Below are 14059 nucleotides of genomic sequence, written 5' to 3' on the forward strand. Positions count from 1 at the left end.
CAACCCCCATACTTTCTCTTATGATTGAGGGTGTTATGATACATGCAACCGGTTAAGGCGGAGTTAAAGGCGTTCTATGAAGTTTTCCAACGCTGACCAAATACGTCCACATAATATTTCTCAAACGACTTCATACGTTGTACGCCAGGTCTTAATTCTTTTCCGGAATTATCATGTATGCGCAGTCTAATTTGCCCTGTAGCACGGTCCGTGTTAATATAATATCCCTCAATCCGTTCCTCTTTGTGATTTTCCAGAACCACATAGTCGTTCTTAAAAAGATCGAATTTGAACCGATAACTCTCATCAACTTGCCGCCAGTCCTCTTCGATTTTACCTTGCACAATCAGCCGGTCAGGCTCCCGACCCGTCATGACATCTTTCACATACACCGGGCAAAGATAAAATTTACCGTCTTTTTCATAAACCTTCACATAGGCCATATCACCGTTGCTGGCGATGCCTTCACGCACCTTAAAGCCGGACTTATCGGAAGTCACAAGCCGCACGGCGCGGATCAGCGGCCCCTGTCCCCCACCCTTTTTCGGCATATAAACCGGTTCAGCAAAAGCTTTTTTGGCATCCCCACCATGGGCGTCCAACCGATCTTTCAAAAGATAATAAAGGGTGGCATTGCGGCCATGGGCCACCCCGTTCTCATCCACCTCCGCATCGACAATGTTTTTCAGATCTGCGAGTTTCAAATCCCCCAAGCGGACGCGTTTAACAACATAAGGTCGCCCTTGCGCGTCATACCGCAGGCTTTTGATGGTATCTTCATGAATGGCACCGGTTACTTTGCGATCGGGGGCCCGGCTGACAAAGATCTTGTCCACCACCTCCAACGCGTCTTCACGAAACGTTGGCCAGGGTTTGGGCGGATAAAAACCTGGATCATCCGGGTGATTGGGCCGGTGGCGTTTGTCCCACAGGGTCATCTGCTGCACATGGCCTTGAGTCGCAGCGGCAACAATAATGGCATCCAGGCCGTGATGGCGGTCATTTTCGTCCCGGTCCTTCAGACCCAGCCCCCAGGCATGGCGCAGGTGAGACGTAAGCGCCCCGTTGCGAGTTTGCACAAACAAGGGATGCCCGCTGTCATCCGTGCGGTCATAGCGCGGCGCCAAATGGCGTTCCATATGCGATACCAGAAGCCTTGCCACATAGCTATTATCCCGCAAGTGACGGCTTTTCCATTCATTTTGCTTTTCCAGATCAAAATCCCGCATCAACAACCTTCGGGCTTTTTGGTCATTGCCCAGCCGCTTGGCGAAATCCTCAAGCCCGGCCAAATCGCGCCCGATCCGGCTAAAATATTCCACCGGGGTTTCGTTGCCCTTATGCTGGTTTTCATCAGCGTAACATAACACCTTGTTAAACCAGCTGTTATCAAAAGAACGGCTATAGGGCAAAATATGATCTACCTGTGTTGCCATAGGATCCTTCAGGGTTTCAGGCGGGATATATTCCCCACTATAGGCGCAGATACCGTTTTGTTCTTTCCAGAGTTTGTATTTGGCGAAATCCTCTCCACTGGGTTCACGACCGAAGATTTCTTCGGCATGTTGGCGCAACTCTTCGTTATAGGCGCGCCTTTTCTGAATTTCCCGTTCCCGGTCCTTGCGGTCCTTGAAATTCCTACCCAATTCCCGCGACAGTTCGACATGAAACCGGTCGGGCATGCCATGTTCTCGGATCAGCGCGTTAATCACTTTGCGGGTCTGGCTCAGGGCCCTGAGCACCACAGGGTTGCGCACTTCCGTGCCATATTCGGCAAGAAAAGGCGGCAACTGGTCCTTGTCGCCAAAATAGCGCGGGCTGTGATCGTATCCTGCCGCCTCACAGGCTTCGGAATAGACCAGCCCCTGTTCCAGATAAGGCAGAATGTTATAGATCGCCTTGAAAGACAGCGCTGCCGTGCCTGCCAGATTGAGCGGCATTACGGCCTGAAGCTGTTCCTCGGTGAGCGGCAGGTCCCGCGCCAAGTCCCGGATATCCCGGATATCCTCGTAAAAGGCCAGAATTTCCGTCAACCTATCGAGATGAGCCGGCTCAGCAGCAAAATTCTTCCAATCCCCTTCGGACATATACGGGGCCAGGGCCTTTTTGATTTTATGATAGCCTTCCATCTTGATCAGGGTGGCCTTTTCGGCCGTTTTGACCACACTTGCCCAGTCCTGGTCTTCCTCCTTGGTTTTGCGGTAGCTGGCCAGATTGAATGTATACTCCGTCGGCAGGCCCAGTTCCTTCCGGGCCCGGGCAAAAGTGACGTTGGCTTGGCGGTGCGCCAAACTGATCAGCGCCCGTTTCTGATCCAGTGTCAGCGGCGTTCCCCGGCCGCTCTTGAGCAGGCGCAAGCTGTTCAGCCGTTCCCAGCAGGTTCTCAGCTCATTACTGTAGGCCCGCACCGGCGCCCGTTTTTCACCCGGCTCAAATTCACACACCCCCACCAAGTCAATGCTGGATTGAAGTGGGCGTTGACGAAAAGCTGTTTCCTTGAAGGCGTCCCGGAGCGCCTCAGTGGCCAACGGCTGACCAAAAGCCTGCTGCCGGGCAATCAGAATATCCACTTCCTGACGCAGCAGATTGCGGATCACGGTATGCTCATAGCTATCTGGTCTGTTGCGCTTTTTTTCAAGCCCCGCCAAATAGGCGCCAATGGTTTCCGCCCCTGCCGCCTTCATGTTTTCCTGCAGCTTGGCCGCGGCGCTCAGCATCACGCCCCCTTCGCTTTTTTCATCCACGTCGGATTTACGGATGGATTGAAAACCCCGGCGCTGATTGATATGCATTAAGACTTGGGCCAGTTCCCGCGAAGACAGTTTACGCTCAAGGCCCAGTTTGCGTAATTGCCAGACATCAGGCTCGGTGATTTTTCCCGTTTTTTGACCTTTCACCGGCAGAGCCACATCCGCTTCGGAAAAGCCATGATCAAGCAACAACTTGCGCACGGCGATACGGCGGCGGCGGCGGCGGTCAAGCCGGCGGCGCGCCAGCCGTTTTTCCCGGCGCGGCAAAGCAAGGGACGAGCCATCTTTGCCATGTTCCGCCGCATCGAAAATCCGCGCACCGCTGGCAAGAATTTCGTTTTTTCTCAAATCAATATAAGCATAGCCGACAGAAGCAATGCCGGTATCCACGCCGATGATTTTTGTCATATGCATCCCCCCTGGAAAGCGTTTTTTTGCTTGATCTTGCGGTCAAGTAGTGCAACTATTATACACACAACTATCGGTGTGAAAAGCGTTGTTGTGATAAGGATTTTAAATCCGTGGAGCTCTATCCCCGCGTCGCAAGGCGTCGGGGATATCTTCTTAGGGCCCTCTGATAACATCCCCACCCCACCCCCCCGCGGGAAGAGCAAAGGTCAGAGGACCACCACATTGCCGCCCTCAAGCGTGACCGCCACAGACCGCAGGGACCGACCGGCACAGGGGGCAGCAACACATTTTCCAGTCTCCACCTCAAACAGAGCGCCATGAAAATTGCACAGGAAATACCGCCCGGATTTTTCGGTAAAGACCCCTTCCTTGAGATTGAGCGGCGCATACATGTGCGGACAGGCATTTTCATAGGCGAAAACCTGCGCACCGCGCCGCTGCACAAACATATAAAACGGCGCCTTGGCATCCCCAAAGGTAAACTCCCGCGCCCGGCCGTCTTCAATATCCCTAAGCCGGCACAGCACCGTGCCCTTGGGCGGCGCCCCGGCAATCTCCTTCAGATAAATATCAAACTCGGCCATGTTTTTCCCTATGGACCCTATTTGGGCAACCAGTCCCCCGCAGCCGGCATGAAAGGCACAATCTCCACCCGCTCGAACAGGCCGGCCTGGCGATAAGGGTCATTTTCCACAAAACGCTCCGCCGCCGCCCGGTCTGCCGCCTCAATGATCAGCAGGCTGCCCCGGGGCTCCTGTTGCTCATCCAACTGAGGCCCAGCCAGCCGCACCGCTCCGCTCTCGGCCACATAGGCCAGATGCGCCGGACGGGTGGTTTTCCTCACTTCCAGGTTTCCGGGTTTGTCATAGGCCAGGATCATAAAATACATGGTGTTTCCCTGTTTCATCTGTGGCGCCCTGCCGTAAGCACAAGCGGTTACAGCATTTCTTCGGTGGTGATCGGCCGGCTCAGCAGATCGTCAATCACTTCATCCACCCCGCGGCCGCCATGCAGCAAGCCATAAACCGCCCGGGCGATGGGCATGTCGATATTTTCCTCTTCGGCAACCTTGTACAGGATTTCCGAGGTATGATAGCCTTCGGCCACGGTGCGCCGGTCCTTCATAATATCTGCTACACTCTGGCCTTGCCCCAGCGCTAGCCCCAAGGACATGTTCCGGGACTGGGGCGAGGAACAGGTCAGAATCAGATCACCTAGTCCCGACAGCCCCATCATGGTTTCCGGATCCGCACCGCGTTTTTCCCCAAAGCGGATCATTTCCGCCAGGCTGCGGGTGATCAGGGCCGCCCGGGCATTCTCCCCGAGTTTCTTGCCCGCCACCACCCCACAGGCAATGGCAAAAACATTTTTGACCGCCCCGCCGATTTCCGCCCCCACAACATCCCGCGACAGATACGGCCGGAAAGTGGGCTGACGAATGGCCTGTGCCAGATCACCGGCCAGTTTCTGGTATTTGGAGGCAATGGTCACCGCCGCCGGCAAGCCGTCGGCCACCTCCCGGGCAAAACTCGGCCCTGAAAGCACCGCAAGCGGGTTCTTTGGCATCACCTCCGCCATCACATCACTCATCAGCTTGCCGCTGGACTGTTCAATGCCTTTGGCACACAGCACAACGGGCACACTTTCCGGCACATGATCCTTCAGGGCCGCCGCCGTAGGCCGCACAAATTGTGCCGGCGCAACCATCAGCAGGGCATCCGGACGATCCGTCTTATCGGCAATCTCCGCAAAACGCCTCACCGCACGAACCCGTTCCGGGATCTTTACTCCCGGCAGAAACAGATGATTTTCCCGCGCTTCGTTAATTGACGTCACGACGTCTTGTTCCCGGGCCCACAGCCGAACCTCCCGGCCAGCCCGGGCCAGGGAAATGGCCAGGGCCGTACCCCAGGCACCGCCCCCGATCACAACAAATTTCTGCATTCTGATCTCTTCTGTCATTATACCCTCTGCTGTTACGCCCCGAGACCTTATCCGGGTTAATTATACGCTATTCACTCTATGCCTTCACCCCAGCGCCGGCAGCCCGCGGGGCCGTCGGATCCAGCGGCCAGCGGGCCCGGGCCCCCAGCGACAAATCATCCCGCAGCCCCCGCCGCAATCGCTCCACCCCCGCCCAGGCAATCATCGCGGCATTATCGGTACACAATGCCGGGGGCGGGGCCACCATGCCCACCCCGCGGCCGCGACAGAGACGGGCAAGTCCCTCTTTCAAATGGCTGTTGGCCGCCACCCCGCCCGCCACGACCAGACAACGCGGCCCGTCATGGGATCCCGCCGAGCATTGCTCAAGATAAATCTCAAGGGCGTGATCCACCCGGTCCAGCACTGCTTCGGTCAATGCCTGCTGGAAACTGGCCGCCAAATCATGAACATCCTGTCGGGTTAACCGGTTCCCCAGTTTTTCCAGTTCGCGCCGTACGGCAGTCTTCAATCCGGAGAAGGAAAAATCACAGCCCGGCGCGCCTTTAAGGGGGCGAGGCAGACGAAAACGGTGCCCATCGCCGCTTTTCGCGGCGGCCTCGACGGCCGGCCCGCCCGGATATCCCAGATTGAGAATTTTTGCCGTCTTGTCAAAGGCTTCCCCCGCCGCATCATCCAGCGTGGTGCCCAACCGCCGGTAGTCGCCCACCTCCCGCACCAGAAGAAGCTGGCAATGGCCGCCGGATACCAGCAGCAACAAAAACGGAAACGCCACCTCCTCGCACAGCCGCACGGACAGGGCGTGGCCTTCCAAATGGTTGATGCCCAGAAACGGCAGCCTGTGCGCGGCGGCAATGGCCTTGCCGGTCATCAGCCCCACCATGACCCCACCGATCAGGCCGGGGCCGGCGGTGGCCGCTACCGCATCCAGATCCCTGAAACCACATTGGGCCTCGCTCAAAGCCTGACGGATGATGTCATTAAGGTGGTCAATGTGGCTGCGGGCGGCAATTTCCGGCACCACCCCGCCATAGGGGCGGTGTTCTTCCAGCTGGGAAAGAACCACATTGGACAGAATTTCCCCCTCGCCGGAAACCACTGCCGCGGCGGTTTCATCACAACTGGTTTCCAGACCTAGAACCAGGGGCGGTTTGTCCGGTATTTTTTCAGGATCAGCGGTTGTCATTCTCTGTACGGCTGTTAAAAAATAGACTGTGATGATGTCCTTGAAATGACTATATAAGGTTTATCGTTCAAAGCAGACTCAAAAAAGCCTCTAACATCTGGAACCGCCAAGTGCAAGAAAAGCTTCGCATCGGGACCCGCGGCAGCAAACTCGCCCTCGCCCAGGCCCATGAAACAAAAAACCGCCTGCTCGCCGCACATCAGGATCTGAGCGCCGGGCAGATCGAGATCGTGGTGCTCTCGACCCGAGGAGATCGTATTCTCGACCGGCCGCTGGCGGAAATCGGCGGCAAGGGGCTGTTTACCGAAGAGATTGAGGCCGCATTGCTGGACGGCAGCATTGATCTTGCGGTGCACAGCCTGAAGGATATGCCAACAGTGCTGCCGCCGGAACTGGACCTGGCCTGTTATCTGGAACGCGAGGATGTGCGCGATGCATTTATTTGCAAAAAAGCCGCCAGCCTACGGGAGCTGCCCCCCGGCGCGGTGGTGGGTACAGCTTCACTGCGCCGCGCCGCCCAGACCCTGGCCCTTAGACCTGACCTCAAAGTGATTCCCTTCCGCGGTAATGTGCAAACCCGGCTCAACAAGCTGGAACAGGGGCAGGTGGACGCCACCTACCTGGCCATGGCGGGGCTCAATCGCCTTGGTCTGAAGGATGACCGCATCCATGCGCTGGAGACGGATCAGATGCTGCCCGCCGTTGCACAAGGGGCCATTTGTATCGAAATTGCCCGGCAGAATACGCGAATCCGCGACCTTCTGGCACCTTTGAACCATCAGGACACGGAAGTATGTGTAAGCGCGGAGAGGGCCTTTCTCGCTGTACTGGACGGGTCCTGCCGCACCCCCATTGCTGGACTTGCTACAGTGAAGGACGGCCAGCTTACGATCAGGGGTCGGCTGCTGAGCCCGGACGGGCGCGAGGATTTTAGCGGCCGTCTGAGCGGCCCTGCCGAAGAGGCCGAGCCCCTCGGCCGAACGTTGGGGGAACAGCTGAAACAAGAGGCGGGTCCTGAATTTTATGCCCGGCTCCTTAGCGCGACAAGTCAAGGACAGCCATGAATTTTCTGCTCACCCGGCCCCGCGAAGACAGCGAAAAACTTGCCACACAGCTGAAACAGCTTGGCCACACGGCCTATATCGACCCTCTTATCAACATTCGCTCTCTCCCCTTGGCAGCGCGTGAACATCCTGCCGACTATCAGGCCTTAGTTTTCACCAGCGCCAACGGCGTGCGCGCCTTCAGACGCCACTTTACCGAAACAAACATGCCTGTTGTTGCTGTCGGGGACGCCACCGCCCGCACCGCCGCCGCCGCCGGTTTTTCCCGCATCACCGCCTCGGGGGGCACCGTTGAGAAGTTGGCTGAGACGATCAAACAACACTTAAACCCTGATGCCGGACCGCTGCTACATGTGGCGGGCACCATTGTCGCCGGCGACTTGAAGGCCCTGGTGGCGGAAGCCGGATTTCGGCTCGAACGGTGGTCGCTTTATCATGCCGAAGCCGCAACAAAGTTGGATCCCGCGACTTTACGGGCCCTGGAAGAACACCAGATTGACATCATCCCCTTGTATTCCCCCCGCACCGCCCGCATTTTTGCGCAACTGATCCGCCAAACCGGGCACGAGACAACTTTGCGGCATGTCAGCGCGCTTTGTCTTAGTCCTGCGGTACGGAATATGATACAGTCCCTGCACTGGCGCCGTTGTCTGGTGGCCCGGACTCCGACCCAGGACAGCCTGTTCGAAACCCTCAACATCCGGCTGCCCGACATGGAAGACGGGTCCCATGAAACAACTCCTCCCGGGGGGAGGCAAGACAATAAGGAGGACACTTCGCCATGACCGATCCTGATGACCTCAAACCGGAGGGTGACCCGGTACGGCCTCGCTTTGGCGCTCAACCTGACGACCAGAAAAGCGAGGGGAAGGAGAAGGAAAAGGAGACGGGCAAGGACACGGCGACCGCTGCAAAAAAAGGGGAAACCGCTCCTGTTGCGGCAAAAAGCCGTTCCCGCAAACCACGTCCCAACTGGGCCCTGAGGGGACTTTTGCTTCTTGTGCTGTTTCTGGCGGGGGCGGCAATGGCCATCTATTTCCTGCCGGATATCAGCGCCCGGCTGCCCGTGATAGATCGCTGGCTGGCCCGATCCGGCGGCGCTGGTACGGATCAGGGGCTTGCCGCTGAAGATATCCGGCAAAAACTTGCACAGCAGGATCAGCGTCTGGCCACCTTGCAAGACCAGTTCGGGAAACTTGAGTTGCGGCTGGAAGCACTGGAAGAAAAAAGTCAGGCAGGGCAACTTTCTTCCGTTTCAGATTCCACGCTCCAAAACGAGATTCCATTGGACAATATTCCGGTGGACAATATTCCGGTGGACGATATTCTGGCCCGTCTCGAAGCGCTGGAAAAGGCCGTCGAAACCCCGGCTCAAAGTGAAACGGATCTTTCCCAGTCGGCCCGCATCGATATGCTGCTTAGTCGTATGAGTCAACTTGAAGCCTCTTTTGTGCCATTGAGCAAAGGGTTGATCGAAGCCCGCGACGCGGCAGAAGAACGCCAAAACCTGGCCCGGGAAACCAAGTCCCAGGCAGAATGGCTGGCGCAGCTGGAAGGCCGGCTTGATCGGCTGGAGCGGGCTGCCGCGCGGGAGGCCAGCGATACCTGGCTGGCGTTCCGCCTGTCGCGCCTGAAGGACCGGGTGCTCGCAGGTCAACCCTATCAGGAGACGCTGACACATTTTCAAGAGGCACTGGGCGAGGGTCCCCTCACACAGCTCCCCGCCGTACAGGACGCCCTGGACCGGCTTCAGCGCCACGCTGGTGAGGGCGTGGCCCCCCTCGATGATCTGCGCCGCACATTTGACACCCTGGTCCCAACGGTTTTGCGGGCTGCAACCCATGTGGAAAACGGCAGCTGGTGGGATCGGTTGCTCAGCCGTCTTCGGGGTCTGATCACCGTTCGCGATCGCGCGCCAAAACAGGGGGGTGTGCATGAAACCCTGCTCAAAATCGAACAGGCCCTGGCGCAGAAAACCCCGGAACACATTCTTGACCTGATTCCTTCCTTGCCTGCCGAAGCAAAGCGCGCGCTCGAAAGCTGGGAAGATCGGCTGCGTGTCCGCCTTGAGGCCGAAGCGGCGCTTGCCAACCTGGAAAACATTATCGGGGAAAGCCTGTTCCAACCCGCGCCCGCCACGCCCAAGGCGCCCCGTTCTGCCGACCCTGCCGGGGAGGGCGTCCGCCAATGATTCGCCTGACATTTTATATAATCCTTGCCATTCTCCTGGCGCTGGTAGCGGCGTGGGTGGTGGCGCATCCAGGTGACGTGCGGCTGGTCTGGCAGAGCTGGGAAATTCAGATGTCCTTTGCCACTTTTGCCGCCCTTGCCCTGCTCTACAGCCTGGCCCTGTGGGGCGTGGGGCGGGTGTGGCGCATGATCAGCAACCTCGCCCCCCTGAAATCCGCCGTCCGGCGGCGGCGTCAACGGGGAGAGGCGGAACTGGATAAAGGCTGGTCGGCACTGGCGCTGGATGATCGGGAAATGGCGCGCCGGCACGCCCGCCGGGCCCGCAACAGTCTAGGGGAACGCAATGATGTCCTGAGGCTGCTCAGCGCCTGCGAAAGTGACAAAAAACGCCAGGAAATCCTGAATATTCTGCGCCGTCGGGAGGAAACGGCGGCTTTTGCGCTGAAAGAGCTTCTGGATGATGCGCTCAAGGGGGGGGACTACGGGCTGGCGCTCAGCCTCGCCCGGGAGCTGAACGACCGTCAGCCCGGCGTTGCATCCGTCTTGCGCCGGATTGTGGACATTGAAATCCATTATGGCCATTGGCAGGCCGCTGAAAAAAGCCTGATCGCCGCCCATAAAAAATCAGCTTATAGCGAGGCGGAATTCAAACATCTCTCGGCGCTATTGCATTATGTTCAGGCCGTAGAAGCGGATGTGGCCGGCCAAAAGGATCTGGCCCTCACCGAAGCCCAGACGGCGCTTAAGAAGGACGCATCCTTCCTGCCCGCGGCCAGTCTTGCCGCCCGCCTTTTGCTGACCCGGAAAGAGACCGGCAAGGCCCGAAAAATTATAGAAAACACTTGGAAAATCCGGCCCCATCCGGAACTGGCCGAACTGTTTCTGGACCTCGCGCCCCAGGAAAGCCCCACAGAACGTTTCCGGCGCGTAGATCACCTGGTCAGATTCAACCCTGACCACCGGGAAAGCCGTCATCTGCTGGCGGCCGCGGCCATTGCCGCCGGCCACTGGCCCGAGGCGCGCCAGGCGCTCGACCGCGTTGTCAAGGCGGATCAGGCCACCAGCCGGACCTGGCAGCTTTATGCACTTCTGGAACAAAAACAGAAACAGGACATGGCGGCCGCTGAATCCTATCTGGCCAAGGCCCGCACCGCGCCGGCGGAAGCAGCATGGCATTGCAAAAACTGCGGTTATCGCTCTGCCCATTATGCCGCAACCTGTCCCGAATGCCATCGTTTCGACAGTCTCGATTGGAAGGACGGCTAGGCTGAATCGACATTCATCGCATCCATATGATTGATGCGGCGAGGAGGGTGAAGGCGAGGAAGTTGCAGGCTTTTCGATCATATCGGGTTGCGAAGCGGCGGAAATGTTTGAGTTTGTTGAAGGCTCGCTCGATGGCGTTTCGCGCCTTATAGATGGTTTTATCGTAGGGGATCTCGATTTTTCTGGTCCGGTTTGACGGGATCACCGCCTCCGCCCCCATATCCCTGATGATCTGGCGCAGGGCATTGCTGTCATAGGCTTTATCGGCCAGTACATGGCTGGCGCTCAACCCGTCAAGCAAGGCGGGAGCCTGTGTGATGTCGCCCCGCTGTCCCGGTGTCAGGATGAACCGGAGGGGGCGCCCAAGGGCATCGCTCGCCATATGAACTTTGGTGGTCAGTCCTCCTCGGGAACGCCCCAGAGCCTGATTTTGGTCCCCCCTTTTCCGGTCGCTGCCTGCTGATGGGCGCGGACCAGTGTGGCATCCAGCATCACATAATCATTGTCGGGATCCTCCACCAGGTCATTGAAAATCCGGTCCCAGACCCCGCGCTTCGCCCAGCGCGTGAAGCGCTTGTGGACAGTTTTCCACTTGCCGTAGCGGGGCGGCAGATCGTGCCAGTGGGCCCCCGAGCGCAGCACCCACAGCACCCCGTTGACAAATTGCCGGTTATCGACCGCGGTACGGCCGGGATCACCCGCCTTGCCGGGCAAGAGCGGCGCGATCCGGTTCCATTGTGTGGTCGTCAGTTCATAGCGCTTCGACATCAAAAGGGCTCCAACATTAAAGGTGAAACCCTATGAAGCACATAAAACACATCTTGTGAAGCATGAATGTCGATTGAACCTAGTCTTCTGACTCTGAAATTCGTATCATATTTGTAGCAGGCTATTTGAATTTCAGAGTCAACAAGAAGACTAGTTAATTATTTGACTCTAGTGTGGTGAATTGTGCCAACCTATGCACAACTCACTCTAAGCTATGCCCGAAACCGGGCCTGTCCCCTGATCGCCAGTTGCTCCTGCGACACGATAAAAGCGTAAAAAACGTAATTTTTGGCTTGTCGTCAGGACTTTTTGTGCCTATTTTAGCCCCCGGTTATGAAGCACCGGCGTGCCGATGTAGCTCAGTTGGTAGAGCAACGCATTCGTAATGCGTGGGTCGTAGGTTCAAGTCCTATCATCGGCACCATCTAAAAAACCCTTTGGTATCAATGCGTTATCAAGTGCCAAAGGGTTTTTTATTTGAGGTTTTCTCCCCTTGTGGTACAAAATCTCTGCTTTTCCAAGCCGTTGAAAACATTGGGAAACTTTTTTGAGCGTTTTTCAGCTTTGTACCAATTTTGTACCAAGGAGGCCCCCCATAGCCTGATTCACGGCCTGTTTATAGGACCCATCGTCAGGGAACAAATTCCCGTATAGGTCGTAAGTCACATTAATGGTGCTGTGTCCCATATATTGCATAATTTCCTTTGGATTGGCTCCTTGTTTGATCATTAACGAGGCATAGGCGTGCCTGAGGTGGCGGAAGAGGTATTTTTTATGAACCTTCTTTGTTGAGTGGTCTATCTTGGCCAATCCTTTGGAGAAAAGGTGAGATGTCCAGACGCGTTTGTCCCAATTGCTCCTGTCGAGAGGCGTTCCCGCTGTTGTCGGGAAAACCAGATCATGGATAGCTTGCGGACATTCTTTCTGCCACGCCCGCAATAACTCCAGGGCGGGGACTGGAATGGGGATATTCCTGCGAGAGTTTTTGGTTTTCGGGGGACCTAACTTTTTAAGACGGTCCATGCGCTGTCGAATCAGGAGTTCCCCATTGCTAAAATCAACGTGTTTCCAGGAAAGACCCATTGTTTCTGAGACGCGGGTGCCACACATGGCGGCGAGAGTGACCATTGTATGGTCTCGTAAGCTCAGGTTCCCGCGATCTAGGATCTTTTTTAAGTCCTCCATGCTAGGGATAACGACCTCTTCATCCTCGACCCCTTTGATGGTTTGAGGAAAGCGCAGGCGGATATCTTTGACGGGGTTGGTGGCTGTGTACTCTTCCTCGACTGCGAAGGCCAGGAGAGCCCCGAATACAACCTTTATCTTGGTTAAGCGGGCTGGGGAGAGCCCACCACGCTTTAAGTCCTGAAAGAAACGTTTTAATTCCGGGGTAGTGAATGTATTGGGGTCCCGATGGGCGAATTCAGGGTAGATGTGGTTTCTGAGTACTCCTTCATAATCCCTGTGAGTAATCTCCTGTAAACCGTTGGTCTTACATTCCTCGATGTAAAGTTTCCCGATTTGCTCAAGGGATAAGTGTCCAGCATCAGGTAAGAATTCACGCCGTTCAACTTTAAGGGTAACCTCGTCACGGAACTTCTGGGCTTCTTTGCGAGTTCTGAAGAACTTGGATCTCCACTTTCCATTCAGATCTTTATAAGAAACGCGGTACCGAGTTTGTGAAGCCCCGCTTGGCAAGGTTCTGGTTTGTTTGGATAAAGAGGCCATTTTTATGATTTTTTTGAAGTTTATGTTAGAAGAATTCTGAGAAAGTGACTGAAATCACTTTAAACTCTCCCAAATTGGAAATTTCCCGGTCTTCAAGGCAGCTATGTAGTACTCCCTTGGGTAGAACGGATTCATGATATATAACTCTTTTAGGTTGTTTAAATGAAGAGGATATAAACCATTAAGGTATTCTATGACGATCTCCAAGGAAGGTTTAGGAAACTTTGTGCGAAGATGATGAATTGGATTTATGCAACCATGGGTATAACATCTCCTGTAAAGGCGTTGACGTGAATACAGCTTGTCACCGTAGTGCTGGTGCAGAAGTCGAGGGATACTCTGGTAAGCTTTTCCGCCAGCGTTCAGGCGGGGATGACCATTCCAAAAAGGACCAGACCAGACCCAACAACGCTTTCTGTCCATGAGCGGCCATTCGGTGGGATGGGTGCCTAAAAGACGGTCCAAGTCCAAGTCTTTTGGCAAGTTCTTCTTCAAAGCGAGAAGGATTTTCTCATCCATAATCATGCTCCTTTATAAAAAGAGGGTGGTTTTACCGGTATTTTTAAGGGCCCAGGACCGGGAGGGGGAAGGGGTGAATCTTGCGAATATCCTAAATACGCAAATAAAACTTTCAAGTGTGTATTTATGTAGTTTTTCACTCATAGATTCTACAGTACACAAAAATACTGTAAAATAGGGGGTCTGCGAGAACCCTATTGTACACAAGAATATATGTACAATAGGGTGTGCTG

Annotated in this window: 12 protein-coding genes and 1 tRNA gene; 5 read left to right on the forward strand and 8 right to left on the reverse strand. The window is 55.8% G+C overall.

Annotated elements, in window-relative coordinates; genetic code table 11:
- Nucleotides 1-74: 74 nt before the first annotated feature.
- The 5 genes from cas9 to tsaD all read right to left on the reverse strand — a co-directional run bounded on the left by cas9 (nucleotide 75) and on the right by tsaD (nucleotide 6291).
- Complete coding sequence (gene cas9 / locus FE788_RS13590; protein ID WP_168190436.1) at nucleotides 75-3158, reverse strand: type II CRISPR RNA-guided endonuclease Cas9; 3084 nt, start codon at nucleotides 3156-3158, stop codon at nucleotides 75-77.
- A gap of 209 nt (nucleotides 3159-3367) precedes the next feature.
- Nucleotides 3368-3745, reverse strand: coding sequence for a Rieske (2Fe-2S) protein (locus FE788_RS13595; protein WP_138381152.1), 378 nt, complete (start codon nucleotides 3743-3745; stop codon nucleotides 3368-3370).
- Nucleotides 3746-3762: 17 nt separating this feature from the next.
- Nucleotides 3763-4050 carry a YciI family protein gene (locus FE788_RS13600; protein ID WP_138381419.1) on the reverse strand — a complete coding sequence of 96 codons (288 nt, stop codon included), beginning with the start codon at nucleotides 4048-4050 and terminating at the stop codon, nucleotides 3763-3765.
- 47 nt (nucleotides 4051-4097) lie between these two features.
- Complete coding sequence (locus FE788_RS13605) at nucleotides 4098-5105, reverse strand: NAD(P)H-dependent glycerol-3-phosphate dehydrogenase (RefSeq protein ID WP_210414019.1); 1008 nt, start codon at nucleotides 5103-5105, stop codon at nucleotides 4098-4100.
- Nucleotides 5106-5181: 76 nt separating this feature from the next.
- A complete protein-coding gene (gene tsaD / locus FE788_RS13610; protein WP_138381154.1) occupies nucleotides 5182-6291 on the reverse strand; it encodes a tRNA (adenosine(37)-N6)-threonylcarbamoyltransferase complex transferase subunit TsaD in 1110 nt (369 codons plus the stop codon).
- Between the two features lie 110 nt (nucleotides 6292-6401).
- On the opposite strand from tsaD, the gene hemC reads away from it, so the two are divergent.
- Genes hemC through FE788_RS13630 form a run of 4 tightly spaced genes read left to right on the forward strand, consistent with a single transcriptional unit; the run spans nucleotide 6402 to nucleotide 10811 of the window.
- Nucleotides 6402-7355 carry a hydroxymethylbilane synthase gene (hemC, locus tag FE788_RS13615; protein ID WP_138381155.1) on the forward strand — a complete coding sequence of 318 codons (954 nt, stop codon included), beginning with the start codon at nucleotides 6402-6404 and terminating at the stop codon, nucleotides 7353-7355.
- Nucleotides 7352-8140 carry a uroporphyrinogen-III synthase gene (locus FE788_RS13620; protein ID WP_138381156.1) on the forward strand — a complete coding sequence of 263 codons (789 nt, stop codon included), beginning with the start codon at nucleotides 7352-7354 and terminating at the stop codon, nucleotides 8138-8140. Before hemC ends, FE788_RS13620 begins: the two co-directional genes overlap by 4 nt.
- Entirely contained in the window at nucleotides 8137-9546 is a 1410-nt protein-coding gene (locus FE788_RS13625) for a COG4223 family protein (protein WP_138381157.1), read from the forward strand. The genes FE788_RS13620 and FE788_RS13625 overlap by 4 nt, the downstream gene beginning before the upstream one ends.
- A complete protein-coding gene (locus FE788_RS13630; protein ID WP_138381158.1) occupies nucleotides 9543-10811 on the forward strand; it encodes a heme biosynthesis HemY N-terminal domain-containing protein in 1269 nt (422 codons plus the stop codon). The genes FE788_RS13625 and FE788_RS13630 overlap by 4 nt, the downstream gene beginning before the upstream one ends.
- Before the next feature lie 13 nt (nucleotides 10812-10824).
- Here the strand turns inward: FE788_RS13630 and FE788_RS13635 are convergent.
- Nucleotides 10825-11579, reverse strand: a protein-coding gene (locus FE788_RS13635; protein ID WP_138378788.1) for an IS5 family transposase whose coding sequence is annotated in 2 segments (ribosomal slippage) — nucleotides 10825-11246 and nucleotides 11246-11579 — 756 coding nt in all. Because the reading frame shifts where the segments join, the coding sequence is not laid out codon by codon here.
- A gap of 348 nt (nucleotides 11580-11927) precedes the next feature.
- Here FE788_RS13635 and FE788_RS13640 point away from each other — a divergent pair.
- Nucleotides 11928-12003: transfer RNA gene (locus tag FE788_RS13640), tRNA-Thr, on the forward strand.
- A 134-nt stretch (nucleotides 12004-12137) separates the two neighbouring features.
- Here FE788_RS13640 and FE788_RS13645 read toward each other — a convergent pair.
- Together FE788_RS13645 and FE788_RS13650 are read right to left on the reverse strand one after the other, a co-directional pair.
- Nucleotides 12138-13307, reverse strand: coding sequence for a site-specific integrase (locus FE788_RS13645; protein WP_138381159.1), 1170 nt, complete (start codon nucleotides 13305-13307; stop codon nucleotides 12138-12140).
- 54 nt (nucleotides 13308-13361) lie between these two features.
- Nucleotides 13362-13826, reverse strand: coding sequence for a hypothetical protein (locus FE788_RS13650; RefSeq protein WP_138381160.1), 465 nt, complete (start codon nucleotides 13824-13826; stop codon nucleotides 13362-13364).
- Nucleotides 13827-14059 lie beyond the last annotated feature (233 nt).

It is taken from the genome of Luteithermobacter gelatinilyticus (genome assembly GCF_005849285.1).
In the GTDB taxonomy this organism is placed as follows: domain Bacteria; phylum Pseudomonadota; class Alphaproteobacteria; order Sphingomonadales; family Emcibacteraceae; genus Luteithermobacter; species Luteithermobacter gelatinilyticus.